The following is an 18217-nucleotide window of genomic DNA, read 5'->3' on the forward strand; positions in this document are numbered from 1 at the left end:
ATGAACATAAAAGAATATATTAAACAGTGGGCTGAATCTTATAAGACTGATCTGACAGAGAACATCATGCCATTCTGGATGGAGCATGGATGGGATAAGGTAAACGGTGGTGTTTACACTTGTCTTGATAGAGATGGAAGTCTGATCGATTCCACCAAGTCTGTGTGGTTTCAGGGTCGATTCGCCTTTATATGCGCCTATGCATATAATAATGTAGAGAAGAATCCGATGTGGCTGGAGGCTGCGAAGAGTACGCTCGACTTCATCGAGGAGCATTGCTTCGACGAGAATGGAAGAATGTACTTCTCTGTAACTGCAGAAGGCAAGCCATTGCGCATGCGTCGCTATGTATTCTCTGAGACATTCGCAGCCATTGCTATGTCAGAGTATGCTTTGGCTACCGGCGAGCAGAAATATGCAGAACGTGCCCTGCAGATTTTCAAGGACACCCAGCGCTTCCTCACCACTCCAGGCATTCTGGCTCCTAAGTTCGAGGAATCTGTGAAGTTGCAGAGCCATAGCATCATCATGATTCTCATCAACGTAGCTTCCTGCATCCGCAAGGTTATCAACGACCCTAAGCTCACCGAGCAGATTGATGAGTCAATCGCCAAGCTGAAGAAGTACTTCATCCACCCAGAGTTCAAGTGTCTCCTGGAGACCGTAGGAATGAACGGTGAGTTTGAGGATACCTGTATGGGACGCACCATCAACCCTGGTCATTGCATCGAAACCTCCTGGTTTATCATGGAAGAGGCTAAGCAGAGAGGTTGGGACAAGGAGATAACTGATATGGCGCTGCAGATCTTCGACTGGTCTTGGGACTGGGGATGGGACAAGCAGTATGGCGGCATCATCAACTTCAGAGACTGCAGGAATCTTCCTGTACAGGATTATTCACAGGATATGAAGTTCTGGTGGCCACAGACCGAAACCATCATCGCTTCTCTCTATGCTTACCTTGCAACAGGTGATGAAGAGTATATCTACAAGCACCAGCGCATCAGCGAGTGGACCTACGCCCATTTCCCAGATGCAGAGTTCGGCGAGTGGTATGGCTATCTGCACAGAGACGGAACCGTGGCACAGCCGGCCAAGGGCAATCTCTTCAAGGGTCCGTTCCACATTCCTAGAATGATGATCAAGGCATATACATTGTGCCAGGAAATCTTGAATAAAGATTAAAATCAATCTTGGATAAAGATTAAAATCAATCTTGAACAAAAATTAATGATTCAATGAGAAAAGAATTAGACTTGTCTATTTCGAATTTGAGTACAGTGAGGGACAAATGCTATGAGATGGCGATGTTACCTTGGGGTGCAACGGAACCTCATAATCTGCATTTGCCCTATCTCACCGACTGCATTCTTTCGCAAAGCATTGCCGTGGAGGCAGCCATGAAGCTCTACGCCGAGAAAGGCGTAAGATGCATGGTACTTCCTCCGGTGGCGATGGGCGCACAGAACCCAGGTCAGCGAGATGTAAACTTCTGTATTCACTACCGATACGAGACGCAGAAGGCTATCTTGAAAGATATAGTTGAGGCATTACAGCATCAGGGCATCCGAAAGCTGCTGATAGTAAACGGCCATGGCGGCAACTGTTTCAAGAACATGATCCGCGACTTGGCTGTGGATGATCCGGATTTCATCATCGCTTCCAGCGAATGGTTCAAGATGTGTAATCCTAAGGAATATTTTGATAATCCTGGCGATCATGCCGACGAGGTAGAGACCTCTGTGATGATGCATTATCATCCTGAGTTGGTAGACTTGAAGGATGCAGGCGAAGGAGCCGCCAAGGGCTTCCGTATTCCGGCATTGAGCAGCGGAAAGATATGGATACCGCGCAACTGGTCGATGATTTCCACAGATACAGGAATCGGAAACCCAGACTTGGCTACGGCAGAAAAGGGCAAGAAGTTTGCCGAGGCAGTGGTCAGCGAGTATGTAGATTTCCTCAGTCAGTTCTCTTTAGTTAAATCAGCATCTGATTTGTATTAAATAAAGATTTTGAATCTATATAGTAATAAAGATTTTAAACCTATGAATAAAAAAATGATGTTATCAGCAAATGTCAGCAAGGCTTTGTTCCTGGCAGCGATGGGCTGCTCCCTTCTGATGCCAGCACAGATGATGGCAGCGCAGTTGGTGGGCGATGCTCCAGTCATGGCAGTTGAGGCTCAGGCTGTGAACGCTCAGGGAGGACTCACCGTCTTCTCTAACAAGGAAGCACAGTATCGCATTCCTGCCATCGTGGAGTGTAAGTCGGGAAAGTTGATTGCGTTTACCGATCATCGTTATCATAATAAGGATATTGGTGGCGGCCGTCATCTCGACATCGTGATGAAGACCAGCACGGACAAGGGCGCTACCTGGAGCTCTCCAGAGCAGATGGTGGCAAAGGGCGGAAACGGTATTGCTACCAGTTTCGACTGTGCCCATGGCGATGCAGCTGTCGTTGTAGATAAGAAGAGCGGCAGAATCCTCCTGATGTGTGCATCGGGTGGTATCGGCTACTGGGAGTCTAAGCGTGGTCATCTCCTGATGATGGGTAGATACTACAGCGACGACGAGGGTAAGACATGGTATGGTGAGGAAGTGACCAAGCAGATTTACGACCTTATGCCAGAAGTGGAATCTGCCTTCTTTACCAGTGGTAGAATCTGCCAGAGTAAGCAGATCAAGGTAGGCAAGTACTATCGCGTCTATACCGTGTTGTGTACCCGCAGCGGTAACCGCATCATCTATAGCGATGACTTCGGTCAGAACTGGAAGGTATTGGGCAAGAATGTAGCTGAGGCTGCTCCTCACGGAGATGAGGCTAAGGTTGAAGAGTTGCCAGACGGCAATGTGTTGCTCAGCAGTCGTGCGATGGGTGGACGCCACATCAACATCTATACTTATGAGGATAAGAAGACAGCCACAGGTTCTTGGGGCAAGGTAATAGCTTCTGATGCCAAGAATATGGGTGTTGCTGCTCACAAGAACTCTTGCAATGGCGAGGTTCTCATCGTAGATGCCAAGAAGAATGGCAAGAAGACTAAACTGTTGCTGCAGAGTGTTCCGGTAGGTCCTGGCCGTAACAACGTAGGTATCTACTACAAGGCATTGGAGACTCCGGCTGATTATGCAACTCCAGAGGCTATCGCCAAGAACTGGGAAGGCTGCTATCAGTTGAGCAACACAACATCGGCTTACTCAACCATGGTTCAGGGCAAGGATGGAAGCATCTACTTCCTTCTGGAGGAGAATGCATTCAGAAATCCTAAAACCCAGACGGATGATTATTACGACATTCGATTCTATAACCTGAGCATTGAGCAAATAACGAATAACAGATATAAATAATATTAACTAATTATCAACTTACAAACATGAACTCAGATTTGAAACAATTAGTCATGGCAGTATCTTTGGGATGCATGGGCGCTTCGCCAGCATTCGCAGGTACTAGTAGCTTGGCAGTGAGTGCCACGCAGCAGACCTCTACCTGTACAGGTGTGGTAGTTGATGACCTTGGAGAGACCGTGATCGGTGCTTCTGTACTCGTGAAGGGTACTTCCAATGGTACTGTTACCGACTTGGACGGTAAATTCTCTTTGAGCAACGTGAAGAAGGGCGACATCATCGTGATTTCCTACATCGGCTTCGATTCACAGGAAATCAAGTTCGAGGGTCAGCCTATCAGCGTAACCATGAGCGAAAATAAGCAGGTTCTTGCCGAGGTAGTGGTAACAGGTTATGGCGGTCAGCAGAAGCGTGCCACCTTGACCACTGCTATCTCTAAGATGGATAACAAGGTATTGGAGAAGGCTGCTGTCAGCAACGTGGGTAATGCGTTGCAGGGTACAGTGACTGGTCTCCGCGTAATCAGCGAGTCTGGTCAGCCAGGTGCAAGTCCTAACATCACCCTGCGTGGTGGTGCTTCTATCACGGGTGGCCATAATGGCGCCCTCATCGTTGTGGATGGTATCATCCGTGAGAGCTTGAGCGATATCAACCCTTCAGACATCGAGTCAATCCAGGTGTTGAAGGATGCCGCTTCTACCGCTATCTACGGTGCCCGTGCCAACGGTGGTGTAATTCTGGTTCAGACCAAGAATGGTCAGGCTGGTAAGACCACAGTTAACTACAAGGCTAAGCTCGGTATGAACTTCTCCCGTCAGGGTTACGATTTCCTCAATGCACATGATTACATCTACTACAACCGTTTGGGTTACAAGCGTTATACCAATAATGTTCCAACTGCAGGTGCTGTAGATAACCAGATGGGTTATGGTATCGGTAACAAGTTGTTCGATATCCGTTATCTCAATGATGATACCAAGCATCTCCAGAGTGAGGGCTGGCAGGTAATGGACGACCCATACTACGAGGGCAAGCAGATTCTCTATAAGGATTACAGCGGTCAGATGGAAGATGCAACCTTCCACGATGTAGCGCTTACCCAGGATCACTACCTGAGCCTCTCTGGCGGTAATGATAAGGGTACCTTCTCTGCAAGTCTCGGTTACTACAATGAGGATGGTGCTGTCAAGGGTACAGGCTACAGGCGCTTCAATGGTGCTTTCAACGGTTCTTATTGGGTACTTCCTTTCCTGAATGTAAAGGCAGGTACTACCTACAGCTGGGCTAAGCAGCCTTCTCTGTGGATCGGTGCATACGAGTTCTTCTATCGTTCCCGTTCACAGCGTCCTACCTGGAATCCATATCTGGAGGATGGCACTCCTGCTTCTGGTTGGGGTACAGGTGACGGTAACCCAGAGTACTACCGTTCTCGCCTCACAAGCACAGACGGTACACGCAAGCAGACCTACAACCTGGGCTTCGATTTGAACATCATCCCTAAGAAGTTGGTATTCACAGCAAACTCTTCTCTGTATCACTACGATTACCAGTACGAGAGCTTTAACAAGTCATACCAGCAGCAGAACCAGGGTTCTCCTAACCAGACCCGTGGTGCTAAGGCCGAGATCACACGCTTCACTCAGATTCAGTTGAGCGGTACCTTGAACTATCACGATACCTTCTTCGAGAATCACAATGTGGATGCCATGATTGGTGGTGAGTACTTCGACTATCAGTACTTTAAGTTTAATGCAAGTACAGAGAACTCTCCATTCGATACCATCCATACCCTGAACGTAGGTGCTAACCGCACGGCTACAAGCAGCAGCAAGACCGGTTACCGTATCGAGTCTCTCTTCGGTCGTGTGAACTACGACTTCAAGCAGAAGTATCTCTTCTCTTTCACCTATCGTTACGACGGTATCTCTAAGTTGAAGGACAACCGCTGGGGTTTCTTCCCAGGTGTATCTGCAGGTTGGAACATCATGGAGGAGGATTTCTGGAAGAACTCTAAGATTTCCAGCGTCATCAGCAACTTGAAGCCACGTGTAAGTTATGGTATCAACGGTAACGTAAACGGTATCGGTAACTTCGATATCTATGGTCTTTACGAGAAGTATGGCAACTATGGCGGTCAGACTGGTTACTATAACTCAACCCTTACCAACACAGCGTTGAAGTGGGAGCAGAGTAAGTCGTTCGAGGCAGGTCTCGATATCGGTTTCTTCAACAACCGTCTGGGCTTCATCCTCGACTACTATAACCGTACAACCAATAACTTGCTCACCGATATCAGTTTGCCAGGTTACACCGGTTTCTCTAGCATGAAGACCAACCTGGGTAAGCTCCGCAACTCTGGTTTCGAGATGGAGGTACGTGCCAACATCATCAACAGCAAGGACTTCAAGTGGGATGTTACAGCCAACCTCACTTCTGTAGCCAACAAGGTATTGCAGTTGCCAAGCAGCGACAAGCCAAACAACCAGATTGGTGGTTACGAGGTAGCAGCAGGCAAGGTAGATGCCAACGGCAAGACCCCAACCAAGTGGATTGGTGGATACCGTGAAGGTGGCAAGTTGGGCGACCTGGTAGGTTACCAGCAGCAGCATATCTTCAGAGATTGGGACGATGTAAAGGCAAATGCCAACGAGCGTGTTGACGACATCGCACATCTTTATGGTCCAGGTTTGGCTGATCAGATCAACCCAGCAACCGGTAAGACTTATAAGGAGTCTAATGGCTGGAAGCCTATCGAGCCAGGAGATGTATGCTGGGAAGACGTGAATGGCGATGGCCATATCAGTCAGCTCGACCGCGTGGTAGTAGGTAATATCTTCCCTAATGTGACTGGTGGTTTCACCACAACATTCGGTTACAAGAACGTATCTCTCTACGCACGTTTCGACTACTCTTTGGGTCACACCATCTACAACGACCTCAAGGCTCGTTCTTTGGGACAGTATCAGGGTTCGTTCAACCTCATCGACAAGGTGAAGGATACATGGTCTGAGACCAACCGCGATGCAGACCTTCCAGTCTTCACATACGCTGACCAGTTGAACAAGATGAATATCACCCGCGAGAACAACGGTTACACAGAAGTCAACGGTAACAGCTCCCGTTTCTACGAGAAGGGCGACTACCTGGCACTGCGCGAGATTACTCTCAACTGGAACTTGCCAAAGACATGGATCAGCAGAGTAGGCATGCAGAATGCTTCCCTCTATGTAACAGGTCAGAACCTGTTCTACATCACTGGTTATGATGGAGCTTCTCCAGAGCCAGCAGCGTATAATGGTTATGGTGCAGGTATTGACAACGGTCGTTACCCAACACCACGCACATTACTCTTCGGTTTATCTGTAACATTCTAAAATTTGACTAAAATGAAAAAGTTTTTGAAATATTTTGCAGCAGGCTGCATGGTCTTCTCAATGACTAGCTGTCTTGATGTAGAACCACAAAGTGAGATTACTGATGCTGGCTACTGGAAGGAAGAAGGCCAGTTCAGTTCAGCCAACACCGGTCTCCAGGCGATGTTCCGCGACCAATCTTTCAACCTTTACCTTTGGGGTGAGATGCGTACCAACCTCTATGGTGGCAACCCATTCTCGGGTGAGGCAACTCGTGGATACGAGTTCATGTGGAACAATCTCTTGAGCCAGTCAAGTCCTGCCATCAGCAACTATGGCGGCTGCTATTCAATCATCAATCAGCTTAACCTGATGATTGCCAAGACTGAGAATACCGACCTCATCAAGGAGGCTGCCAAGAACAACTATCTGGGTTCTGCATACGGTATGCGTGCCTTCATATACTTCCAGCTGTTGAGAACCTATGGTGACGTCATCGTAGTAACTGACTATACCAAGGGTAGCGACATCAGCATCGGTAACATGGGCAAGGCTGCTTCTCCTGCTACTGAGGTAATGGCTCAGATCAAGAAGGATATCGAGGCTTCTGAGAAGGCTTACGGCGACAACTACAAGTTTGCCAGTGGCAGAAACTACTGGTCTCTGGCTGCTACCAAGATGCTCAAGGGTGAGGCTTATCTCTGGAGCGGTAAGCAGATGGGCGGCGGAAACGCTGATTATCAGACAGCCAAGGCTGCTTATGAGGATGTGAAGAAGGCTGATGTAGCTTTGCAGAACGACTTTACCCAGGTATTTGCCTTTGCCAACAAGAAGAACAAGGAGATTATCTACGCTGTTATAACGGCAAGGATGAAAAGACTTTGTGGAATGATAGATTCCGCTTGACTTTGGTGATGGGTTCTATGTTCTTCAAGAACTACTACGAGGCTGATGGTACAACTCTGGCTGAGTCTGCATGGGTAATATGGACGGTGTAATGTCTGTATCTCTCAACAAGGACATGTGGAAGGAACTCTATCGTGATGGCGATACCCGTAAGCTGGTAGCTTGAAGGATATCTATGCCAAGAACGAGGATGGGTCTCTCAAGTATGTTGGCAACATCCAGTATAAGTTCCAGGGAACCCTGCCACAGGGTTACAACCTGCGCCAGTGGCTCGATGATTATCCTATCTATCGTTACGCAGACTGTCTCTTGGGCTTGGCTGAGGCTAAGGCTTTGCTGGGCGAGGATCCTGCTGCCGAGATCAACGAGGTAAGAAAGCGTGCTTACGGCGAGGAGTACTTCAATGCTCACCAGGCTGAGGTGGCTTATCCTAATGATACAGACGCTTCATTCTATGCCAACAACTCTTTCGTAGGCAGCGATGCCAATGTCATCGAGGCTGTATTGAAGGAAAGATGCCGCGAGTTCCTCTTCGAGGGTAAGCGCTGGCACGACCTCCGACTGATGGGTGCTGAGTATGTTACCAAATATACTTCTGCTCATGCCGACAGACTGTTGTGGCCTATCGATGAGAACACCCTCGGCTTGAACGGTCTGTTGCACCAGACTCCTGGTTACGACAAATAAGGAGCCTATTGTGGAAATTGATTTCGCCGATGAAGCAAATCGTTTTTGTTTGATTATAAAAGAGAAGAGAGGGAATTCTGTTCCCTCTCTTCTTCATAAACTCTCTTTCTAAATCAACTTTGTGAATAACAATAATTCATCAGAATCAACCTAAATAAAAAATATGAATCGACTCTTACTTTTTGTGTTTTCTATATTTTTGTGCATGGCTGGCATCTCTGCCAATCATCCATCTTCATTGTTGCCTCTGCCTCAGAAGTATCAGTTCAACGGCAAGAAATCCAGCGGCGAGTTGACGGTGGAGGAAAAATATGTGAGCCAGATTGAAGGAGCCAAGTTCCAGGAAGAGGCTTATCATCTATCGATTACCAGGAAAGGCATCCTTCTGGAAGCTACCACCCGAGTATGTATTGGGGACGACAGACGCTGGAACAACTAAAATACACTAAAAATAAAAAGACTTGGGTGCCACAGTGTGACATCACCGACTGGCCTGCCTTCCGCATCCGCGGCTTCATGCACGATGTGGGCAGAAGCTATATTCCTGTAGAGGAGCTGAAGCGTGAAATCAGTCTCCTCAGCAGATATAAGATCAATGTCTTCCACTGGCATCTCACCGAAAACCAGGCTTGGCGACTGGAATGCAGGAAATATCCGCAGCTCAATGCGCCTGAAAACATGGAGCGTGAGAAGGGTAAGTTCTATACCCTGGATGAGGCTCGTCAGCTGGTGGAATTCTGCAAGCAGCACCAGGTGCTCCTGATTCCGGAAATCGATATGCCAGGACACAGTGCTGCCTTTGAGCGTACCTTCAAGACCGATATGCAGAGTGAGCAGGGCACGCAGATTCTGAAAGATATCATCGATGAGGTATGTGCTACTTTTGATGTACCTTATCTCCATATAGGAACCGACGAGGTTCAGTTCACCAATCCGGATTTCGTTCCGATGATGGTGAAATACATTCGCGACAAGGGCAAGAAGGTCATCTCCTATAACCCTGGCTGGAACTACAAGCCGGGTGAAATCGACATGACGCAGCTCTGGAGCTATCGTGGAAAGGCACAGAAGGGCATCCCTGCCATCGACTGCCGCTACCACTACGCCAACCATTTCGATACCTACGCCGACCTGGTGGCGATGTTCAACAGCCGCATCTATAACCAGTCTGAGGGCAGCGACGACCTGGCTGGCTGCATCGTAGCCTTCTGGAACGATCGCTTCATAGACAATACTCCTCAGTTGCTGGCAGAAAACAACTTCTATCCTTATATGCTCACCCTGGCAGAACGTGCCTGGCGTGGAGGCGGCAACTGCTATTTTGATGGCAAGGGCACCCTGCTGTGGGAGGATGAGCCTGAGCAGTTGGCTGCATTCAGGGAGTTTGAAGACCGCCTGCTGTGGCAGAAGAAGACCTGGCTGAAGGAAGTTCCGTTCCCATACGTATGCCAGACCCAGAGCGAGTGGCAGATTACCGATGCCTTTCCTAACGGAGGCGACTTGACCAAGGTGTTCCCTCCAGAGGAGAAAGAAGATTCCGTTTATCAGTATGAGGGCAAGACTTACAAGACCCGCAAGATCATCGGCAACGGCATCTATCTGCGCCATGTATGGGGCACGCTGGTTCCTGGATTCTACGCCAATCCACAGGAGAACCACACCGCTTATGCTACCCGATGGATCTACTCTCCTAAGGAAAGAAAGACCCAGTTGATGCTGGAGTTCCAGAACTACAGCCGTTCGGAAAGCGACCTGGCTCCTCATCAGGGCACCTGGGATTACAAGTGCAGCCGAGCATGGCTCAATGGTCAGGAAATCATGCCTCCTGTATGGGAGAACACGAATACCGAGCGTTCTAATGAGATTACGTTGAAGAATGAGAACTACATGTCTCGTCCTGCGATAGATATTACCCTCAAGAAGGGTTGGAACAAGTTGATGCTGAAACTTCCTGTCGGCAAGTTCTCTTCCAAGGAGACCCGACTTGTGAAATGGATGTTCACGGCAGCGCTGGTTGATGAATAAAAGTATTATAAGATAGGTTTATATATATGTTGTATGGTAAGTTAAAGTTTCCTAGTAGAGTGTTGGCAGCAGTTTTGCTGTCGGCACTCTCGATGGGGCTCCAGACAGTAAATGCAGCCCCAAAGAAGAAAGCCCCAGTAGTAAAGGTGGCTTGTGTTGGTAACAGTATTACCTATGGTACAGGTATCCAGGATAGAGAACATTTCTCTTATCCTGTACAACTTCAGAAGATGTTGGGAGACAAGTACCTGGTAGGTAACTTCGGTAAGCCGGGTGCTACCCTGTTGAAGCATGGACACCGTCCGTACATGCAGCAGGAAGAGTACAGACAGGCAATGGCGTTCAAGGGCGATATTGCTGTCATCCATTTGGGAATCAACGATACGGACCCAAGAAACTGGCCTAACTATCGTGATGAGTTCGTGAAAGATTATCTTTCCCTGATGGACTCTCTGCGTTCTGTGAATCCGAAGGTACGTTTTATTCTGGCTCGAATGACTCCGATTGCCCACCGCCATCCCCGTTTTATCTCGGGCACCAAGCAGTGGCATGATGAGATACAGGAGGCTATCCAGGTGGTAGCAAAGGTGAGCGGAGCGGAAGTAATCGATTTCCATGCTCCTCTCTATCCTTATCCTAATCTGTTGCCGGATGCCATCCATCCGAATGCGGAAGGTGCCGGAATCCTGGCGAAAACCGTTTATGGCGGTATTACCGGAAATTATGGCGGACTGCAACTCTCCGACCTCTATACGGATGATATGGTATTGCAGCGCAATGTGCCGCTCGATATCCATGGCATCGCCAATACGGGAGAGAAGGTGATGGTAAGTATTGCCGGACAGAAAGCTACTGCCATTGCCAATAACCGTGGTGAGTGGAGTGTTACCCTGCAACCTCTGCAGGTAGGCACTGATTATACGCTGACCATTCAGGCTGGCAAGCAGAAGAAAGAGTTCCGCCATGTGGCTGTAGGTGAGGTCTGGTTGTGTTCGGGACAGTCGAATATGGCATTCCGATTGAATCAGGCTGCTACCGGCAAGAAAGACATCGCTCAGGCTGATGACCCTGATTTCCGTCTTTTCGATATGAAGGGAAGATGGGAGACTTATGATGTGGCATGGCCGGCATCCTGTCTGGATTCCCTGAATCATCTGCAGTATTTCAAGCCTACTACCTGGAAGAAGGTTTCTCCGGAAACCGCAGCCCAGTTCTCTGCCGTAGCCTATTATTATGGTAAGATGTTGCGGGATAGTCTGAAGGTGCCTGTGGGATTGATCTGCAATGCCATCGGCGGTGCTCCTACGGAAGCCTGGGTAGATAGAAATACCTTGGAAACCCAGTTCCCGGCTATCTTGAGAGACTGGTTGCACAATGACTTTATCCAGGATTGGGTAAGAGGCAGGGCTGCCAAGAATCTCACCCACGATGCTACACATCTCGGTCGTCATCCATACGAACCATGCTATCTCTACGAGAGCGGTATCCTGCCTTTGCAGCAGTATCCTATCAAGGGAGTGATCTGGTATCAGGGTGAATCGAATGCCCACAATATGGATGCTCACGAACAGCTCTTCCGCCTTCTGGTGGATAGTTGGAGAAGCAATTGGAAGAATCCTCAGATGCCTTTCTATTTCGTGCAGTTGTCCAGCCTGAACCGTCCTTCCTGGACCTGGTTCCGTGACAGTCAGCTCCGATTGATGAAATCCATCCCGAATACCGGAATGGCGGTGTCTTCCGATCAGGGAGATTCGCTCGATGTGCATCCTGTGAACAAGCAACCGGTAGGTGAGCGTCTGGGTCGCTGGGCTTTGAACCAGACCTACGGTCATGGCGTAACCCCATCGGGTCCTATATATAATAAGGTGGTAAGAGAGGGTGAATCGCTGGTGGTATCATTTACCTATGGCGATGGTCTCCGTACTTCCGACGGCAAGGCTCCATCCTGTTTCGAGATGGCAGAGGAAGATGGTATCTTCTATCCTGCACAGGTGAAGATTGAGGGAAACAAGGTTCGACTCACTTCACCAGAACTCAAGAAGCCGAGATTTGTAAGATATGCATGGCAACCTTTCACACGTGCCAATCTGGTAAACCAGGACGGTTTGCCGGCGTCTACATTCCGGGGAGAAATCAAAACGGCCATCAAATCCCTGTCTGGCTTCCCTTCTGGTGAGGCTGGCTATGAGCTCGGTGTCTCTGCTTGTTATTCCGGATTCATCGGCGACTACCTGATAGTGGCTGGTGGCTGCAATTTCCCTGAACCTGGAAAGAAGAAGTACTATTCGGGCATCTATGCTGCGAAAGTGACAGGCAACGGGGAATCCTTACATTGGAAGATGATAGGTAATTTGCCTGAACCTGCTGCTTATGGTGGTGTGGTAGCCACTGGTGATAGCCTGGTTTTGGTTGGTGGATGCAATACCGAACATAGTCTGAAAACTGTCTTGAGTATCCATTTGGACAAGAAGAGTGGTAAACCGATATTGAAATCCTTGTCAGCCCTGCCTTGTACGGTAGATAACATGGGTGTCTGTCTGATGGACAATCGCCTGTTTGTTGTGGGGGGCAATCAGGATGGTCATCCTTCCTCTTCCGTTCTCACCTGTGAACTCGGAAAGAATCTGGAATGGAAAAAGGAAACGGAAATGATTGGCGAACCGAGAGTTCAACCGGTCTGCGCTGCCTATGATGGCAAGCTCTATGTCTGGGGTGGCTTCTATCAGAATGGCAAGTCAAGTGTCGTTGCCACATCGGGATTGCGTTATCTTCTCCAGGGCAAATGCTGGAATCCGCTTCCGGCACCCCGTAATGGCGAAGGTAAGGAACTCACCTTGACGGGCGCTACTGCCATGCTGGCTGTGAGTCCCGACGGTGAAGCCCAGATCATTTGCGCCGGAGGCGTGAACCGTGATATCTTCTGGGATGCCATCAGCGGAACCTATTCCAAGGTGGCACAAGCTGATTATTTGAAGAAGGACATTTCGTGGTATCAGTTCAACGGTTGTCCTTTGACATATAAACTGAAAACTGAACGCTGGGAAATTCTTTCCCACCAAACCTCTCTGTTGGCTAGAGCGGGAGCCCAAGTGGCAATGCGAAAACATACATTATATTATATTGGCGGTGAATTGAAGCCTGGTCTTCGTTCACCCGGTATAGTTCAGTTAGATTTACGTTAATTAATGATTCTACCAGTGTGGTATGATAGTCTGGTGAGGCTTCATCCACACTGGTTTTTCTATTTTATGAAGGTCTGTTGCAAAATGAAAGCTAAAACACTTGTTTTCCTTTTATTTTGTATTGTGTTTCTTGAAAAAGGCTATTAAATAGAAAGCAAACTGAAATAATAAAAGCAAAAAGTAAGTAGATAACTATTTGATTAATCAAATTGTCGTATCTTTGCACTCGAAAACGAACAATATGTAATTTAAATAATAGGAGAGATTAACATGAAAAAGATCGAAGCAATTATCCGCAAGACGAAATTTGAGGATGTAAAGGAAGCTTTGCTTGCCGCCGACATTGAGTGGTTCTCTTACTACGATGTAAGAGGAGAGGGCAAGATGCGACAGGCTCGTATCTATCGTGGTGTCATGTATGATACCAGCAGTATTGAGCGAGTGTTGTTGAATGTTGTCGTGCGCGACAAGAACGTAGAGAAAACTATTCATGCCATCCAGGAGGCAGCCCGTACCGGCGAGATTGGTGATGGTCGAATCTTTGTAATTCCTGTAGAGGATACCGTAAGAATCCGTACAGGTGAAAGAGGCGACATCGCTCTTTATAATGCGGAGCAGGAAAAATAAGATGTGGAAGGGAGGAGAGAGATTAGTTTTCAGATTGTATCAACACTTTAAAGATTTTGTGTTATGAGTGTACAGGATTTAGGAATTTCAGTAGATACCGTATGGATGCTCTTGGCAGCCATGTTGGTCTTTTTCATGCAGCCGGGATTCGCCCTCTGCGAGGCGGGCTTTACCCGTAGTAAAAACACCGCGAACATCTTGTTTAAGAACTTCGTTGACTTCATGATCGGTTCGGTTCTTTTCTGGTTCGTAGGTTTTGGATTTATGTTTGGTAGCGATGGCGCCGGATTCATCGGTATGCCTAACTTCGGCGATCTTTCTTTCTACAAGAATGCAGCTGGTCTTCCTACAGAAGGCTTCCTGATGTTCGAGACCGTATTCTGCGCTACCAGTGCTACCATCGTTTCAGGTGCCATGGCAGAACGTACCAAGTTCTCTATGTATTGCATCTATTCATTCTTCATCTCATTGATTATCTATCCTGTAGAAGGTCACTGGACATGGGGTGGCGGTTGGCTTTGCAATGCTGATGCCGGTTCATTTATGATGGACACCTTTGGTGCTGCCTTCCATGATTTTGCAGGTTCTGCCATTGTACATAGTGTTGGTGGTGTCCTCGCCTTTGTAGGTGCTATCTGCTTAGGCCCTCGTTTGGGTAAGTACCGCAACGGCAAGAGTATGGCTATCCCTGGTCACAACCTGATGGCTGCTGCCCTCGGTGTATTCATCCTCTGGTTCGGATGGTTCGGATTCAACCCTGGTTCTCAGCTCGCTGCTTCTGGTGAGGTTAACCGTGTTGCTATCAGCCACGTATTCCTGACCACCAACCTGGCTGCTGTCTGTGGTGGTTTGGGTACTATGTTTACATCTTGGATCAAGTATGGTAAACCATCATTCTCATTGACATTGAATGGTATCTTGGCAGGTTTGGTAGCTATCACAGCCGGTTGCGACTTGGTTAGTCCATTGGGTTCAGCCATCATTGGTCTTCTGGCAGGTATCATCCTGGTATTCTCTATCGAGTTCATCGATACCAAGCTTCATATTGATGACCCTGTAGGTGCTAGCTCTGTACATGGTGTATGTGGTATCTTCGGTACCTTGATGACAGGTCTCTTCGCCCTTGATGGCGGCGCTTTCTATGGTGGTGGCTTCGGTTTCTTTGGTGCACAGGTCTTCGGTATCATCGTTATCGACCTTTGGGCAGCTGCAGCAGGTATCATCCTCTTCTGGGGTATCAAGAAGATCTGTGGTCTCCGTGTTGACAAGCGAATCGAGGAGGAAGGTCTCGATATCTACGAGCATGGTGAGAGCTGCTACAACTAAGGTACTTTCATATATTGACGAGAGAGATTATTGATAAAAGTTTTGGTGCGCAGAATTATTATTTGTAATTTTGTACCCAAAACTTTTAAAAACAGGAACGGAGCTGGTGGATGGATTCGCCGCCTACAACAGAAAAGAGGTGGATGAGTTCTGCAGTTCCTTATTATTAACGGAAAAACAAGAGAGATTATGAAGAAGATTTTAGATATGAAGAAGATGGGTGCGTTGGCACTCGGTTTGATGGCTTTTGCTCCTGCTGCCATGGCACAGGACGAGGTAGAAACTTCTATCGGTGCTGATATCGTAAGCCAGTACTACTGGCGTGGTCAGGATTTGGGAGCCGTTTCCCTGCAGCCTACCTTGGGTATCGGATATAGAGGTCTGTCTCTTACTGCTTGGGGAAGTGTAGGTCTTTCTCAGCCGGAAGATACCAAGGAGTTTGATCTTACCTTGGCATACGAGACTGGTGGTTTCCATATCGGTGTTACCGATTACTGGTTCAACTCTCCTAACGAGAAGTATTTTGCTTACAAGGCTCACGAAACTTCTCATGTTTTCGAGGCAAATGTAGGTTATGACTTTGGTCCGCTTGCCTTGAACTGGTACACCAACTTCGCCGGCAACGATGGGGTCAACAAGGATGGCGACCGTGCTTATTCATCTTATCTCGAGGCTACCGCTCCATTCAAGTTGGGTGGGTGTGATTGGGAGGCAAGCATCGGTGCTGTGCCATTTGCCACCACCTTCTATGGTGATGCCAACGGTTTTGCCGTTACCCACGTAGGTGTCAAGGCTACCAAGGATATCAAGATTACCGATTCCTTCTCTGTTCCTGTCTTTGCTCAGGTAGCAGCTAACCCTAGCACAGAGAAAGCTTATCTGGTAGTTGGTTTCACCCTGCAGCCATAAAGTGAGGTCATTTTTTCAGTTAGCATAAATATAAGGGAGTGTGTCATAAACTTATGGCACACTTCTTTTTTCCTCCATTTTACAATGCCATACTGCAAGAACTGTGAAGAAACTGAAAATAAAGCCTCAGAAAGACAAAGATAAGAGAATATTTTGTATCTTTGCATAAAATATATATGGAGGAAAAGAATATGGCAAACATCAAACGAAGAAGACTGCCGGTAGGCGTACAGTCTTTCAAGAAAATCAGGGAAGAGGGATACGTCTATGTTGATAAGACAGATATCGTCTGGGAGTTGGCAAACTATGGTGACCAGTATAACTATCTGAGCCGCCCTCGCCGATTCGGCAAGTCTGTGCTCGTAGATACTCTGGAAGCTTATTTCCGCGGCAGAAAGGAACTCTTTGAAGGTCTCAAGATCATGGATATGGAAGATGACTGGAAGCAATATCCAGTCATCCGACTCGACATGAGCCGTGGAGGAGCCAGCGCTGAAGGAATCCGCTCGTATCTCAATCTGTGCTTTAAGTCGTATGAACAAAAGTATGCCATAACGCCTGATCCTACCGCGCAACTTGCCGATCGCTTTGATGCCATCATTACCACAGCTTATCGGCAGACTGGCATGCAGGTTGTAGTACTCATCGATGAATACGACTCTCCGCTGCAGCATTCCTGGAAAACTCCTGAGCACGAAGAATGTACCAATGTGTATCGAAACGTGTTCGCCATTTTGAAGGCTGACGATGAGTACGAGCGCTTCGTCTTTATCACCGGCATCACCAAGTTTACGCAGATTTCCCTGTTCTCTGCACTCAACAATCTGACCAATATCAGTTTCCTGCCACAGTATGCCCCTCTTTGCGGTATCACGGATGAGGAAATCAGCGAGAATTTCATGCCAGAGTTGGAGAAAATGGCGGAAGTGAATGGTTGGACTCTGCAGCAGACCCATGACAAACTGAAGGAGTATTATGATGGGTATCACTTCAGCCGTAATAATATGGTAGATATTTATAATCCTTTCAGTCTCATCAATGCGTTGAATTCGAAGAATTTGGCTAATTTCTGGGCTGCATCCGGAGCTACTTCCCGGCTTCCTAGGTTTATCACCAATGCAGAGTTGAGTTTGGGTGATTTTGAGAATTGCCGTGTTCTGCGCAACATCCTGGAGACTTCGGATGTAACGGGTGGTGGACCAGCCCTGTTCCTTTATCAGTCGGGCTATCTCACCATCAAGGATAGTGATGAGTTCGGCTATGTTTTGGGATTCCCTAATGAAGAGGTGAAGCAGGCGCTCTACGAAACCGTGCTCCCAGCTTTGACTATGCGAGAGATGGGAGACATCCAGTCGTTGCAGGCCAATCTGTATATGCAGTTGGGCACCGGGCAGTTGCCGGATGCGATGAAGTCATTGAAGGCATTGGTTGCCGATGTGCCTTATAGCAACAAGAAGATGGCTTCCATGGATATGGAGGAGCGCTATCGTCTGGTCATCAGTACGATTTTCAATGCCATCGGTTTGAAGGTTGAAGTAGAGCACATGCTTTCCACGGGCAGGATAGATATTGTGGCAACTACTTCTCGCTATATCTATGTGATAGAACTGAAATTGAGAAACAATGGTGGCAAGGAAGCTGCCGTTCGCCAGATTATCGATTGTCGCTATATGGAGCCTTTCAAGGCTGACAGGCGAGAGGTGATAGGACTCGGAATCGAACTTGACGAAGATGGCAAGGGATTGATCGATTGGAAAGTGACAGAAGAAGAATAGAAGTGGCATATTTGACGCCAGTTAGCATAAATATAAATGCGATAGTTCTGAAACATCAGAAACTATCGGCATTT

The 18217-nt window shown here is 47.8% G+C and carries 8 protein-coding genes and 4 pseudogenes; all 12 read left to right on the plus strand.

Annotated features, from left to right (window positions below; all coding sequences use genetic code 11):
- The 12 genes and pseudogenes from DW830_RS03310 to DW830_RS03365 all read left to right on the plus strand — a co-directional run bounded on the left by DW830_RS03310 (position 1) and on the right by DW830_RS03365 (position 18143).
- Complete coding sequence (locus tag DW830_RS03310; RefSeq protein WP_119248856.1) at positions 1-1185, plus strand: AGE family epimerase/isomerase; 1185 nt, start codon at positions 1-3, stop codon at positions 1183-1185.
- 53 nt (positions 1186-1238) lie between these two features.
- Entirely contained in the window at positions 1239-2006 is a 768-nt protein-coding gene (locus tag DW830_RS03315) for a creatininase family protein (RefSeq protein WP_119248857.1), read from the plus strand.
- A gap of 54 nt (positions 2007-2060) precedes the next feature.
- Complete coding sequence (locus DW830_RS03320; protein ID WP_158573420.1) at positions 2061-3353, plus strand: sialidase family protein; 1293 nt, start codon at positions 2061-2063, stop codon at positions 3351-3353.
- Positions 3354-3427: 74 nt separating this feature from the next.
- Positions 3428-6727 carry a SusC/RagA family TonB-linked outer membrane protein gene (locus DW830_RS03325; protein WP_233544360.1) on the plus strand — a complete coding sequence of 1100 codons (3300 nt, stop codon included), beginning with the start codon at positions 3428-3430 and terminating at the stop codon, positions 6725-6727.
- Positions 6728-6739: 12 nt separating this feature from the next.
- A pseudogene (nanU, locus tag DW830_RS17250) lies at positions 6740-8299 on the plus strand (SusD family outer membrane lipoprotein NanU).
- A 163-nt stretch (positions 8300-8462) separates the two neighbouring features.
- A pseudogene (locus DW830_RS03340) lies at positions 8463-10324 on the plus strand (family 20 glycosylhydrolase).
- A gap of 62 nt (positions 10325-10386) precedes the next feature.
- Positions 10387-12450 (plus strand): annotated as a pseudogene (locus DW830_RS03345) (GDSL-type esterase/lipase family protein); the annotation flags it as partial.
- A gap of 75 nt (positions 12451-12525) precedes the next feature.
- A pseudogene (locus DW830_RS16275) lies at positions 12526-13506 on the plus strand (cyclically-permuted mutarotase family protein); the annotation flags it as partial.
- 270 nt (positions 13507-13776) lie between these two features.
- Positions 13777-14133, plus strand: coding sequence for a P-II family nitrogen regulator (locus DW830_RS03350; protein ID WP_089545297.1), 357 nt, complete (start codon positions 13777-13779; stop codon positions 14131-14133).
- A 63-nt stretch (positions 14134-14196) separates the two neighbouring features.
- Positions 14197-15459: an ammonium transporter gene (locus DW830_RS03355; protein ID WP_119248862.1), complete on the plus strand. Its 1263-nt coding sequence runs from the start codon at positions 14197-14199 to the stop codon at positions 15457-15459.
- Between the two features lie 189 nt (positions 15460-15648).
- The gene (locus tag DW830_RS03360; protein ID WP_119248863.1) at positions 15649-16368 is read left to right on the plus strand and encodes a hypothetical protein; all 720 of its coding nucleotides are present in this window, start codon (positions 15649-15651) and stop codon (positions 16366-16368) included.
- A 191-nt stretch (positions 16369-16559) separates the two neighbouring features.
- The gene (locus tag DW830_RS03365) at positions 16560-18143 is read left to right on the plus strand and encodes an ATP-binding protein (protein ID WP_119248870.1); all 1584 of its coding nucleotides are present in this window, start codon (positions 16560-16562) and stop codon (positions 18141-18143) included.
- Positions 18144-18217: the final 74 nt, after the last annotated feature.

Source organism: Prevotella sp. AM34-19LB, assembly GCF_003468525.1.
Taxonomy (GTDB): Bacteria; Bacteroidota; Bacteroidia; order Bacteroidales; family Bacteroidaceae; genus Prevotella.

Excerpts from the sequence above, each read along its gene's own strand:
- DW830_RS03310 (WP_119248856.1), top strand. The coding sequence starts at position 1 with ATGAACATAAAAGAATATATTAAACAGTGGGCTGAATCTTATAAGACT.
- DW830_RS03315 (WP_119248857.1), top strand. The coding sequence starts at position 1,239 with ATGAGAAAAGAATTAGACTTGTCTATTTCGAATTTGAGTACAGTGAGG.
- DW830_RS03320 (WP_158573420.1), top strand. The coding sequence starts at position 2,061 with ATGATGTTATCAGCAAATGTCAGCAAGGCTTTGTTCCTGGCAGCGATG.
- DW830_RS03325 (WP_233544360.1), top strand. The coding sequence starts at position 3,428 with ATGGGCGCTTCGCCAGCATTCGCAGGTACTAGTAGCTTGGCAGTGAGT.
- DW830_RS03350 (WP_089545297.1), top strand. The coding sequence starts at position 13,777 with ATGAAAAAGATCGAAGCAATTATCCGCAAGACGAAATTTGAGGATGTA.
- DW830_RS03355 (WP_119248862.1), top strand. The coding sequence starts at position 14,197 with ATGAGTGTACAGGATTTAGGAATTTCAGTAGATACCGTATGGATGCTC.
- DW830_RS03360 (WP_119248863.1), top strand. The coding sequence starts at position 15,649 with ATGAAGAAGATTTTAGATATGAAGAAGATGGGTGCGTTGGCACTCGGT.
- DW830_RS03365 (WP_119248870.1), top strand. The coding sequence starts at position 16,560 with ATGGCAAACATCAAACGAAGAAGACTGCCGGTAGGCGTACAGTCTTTC.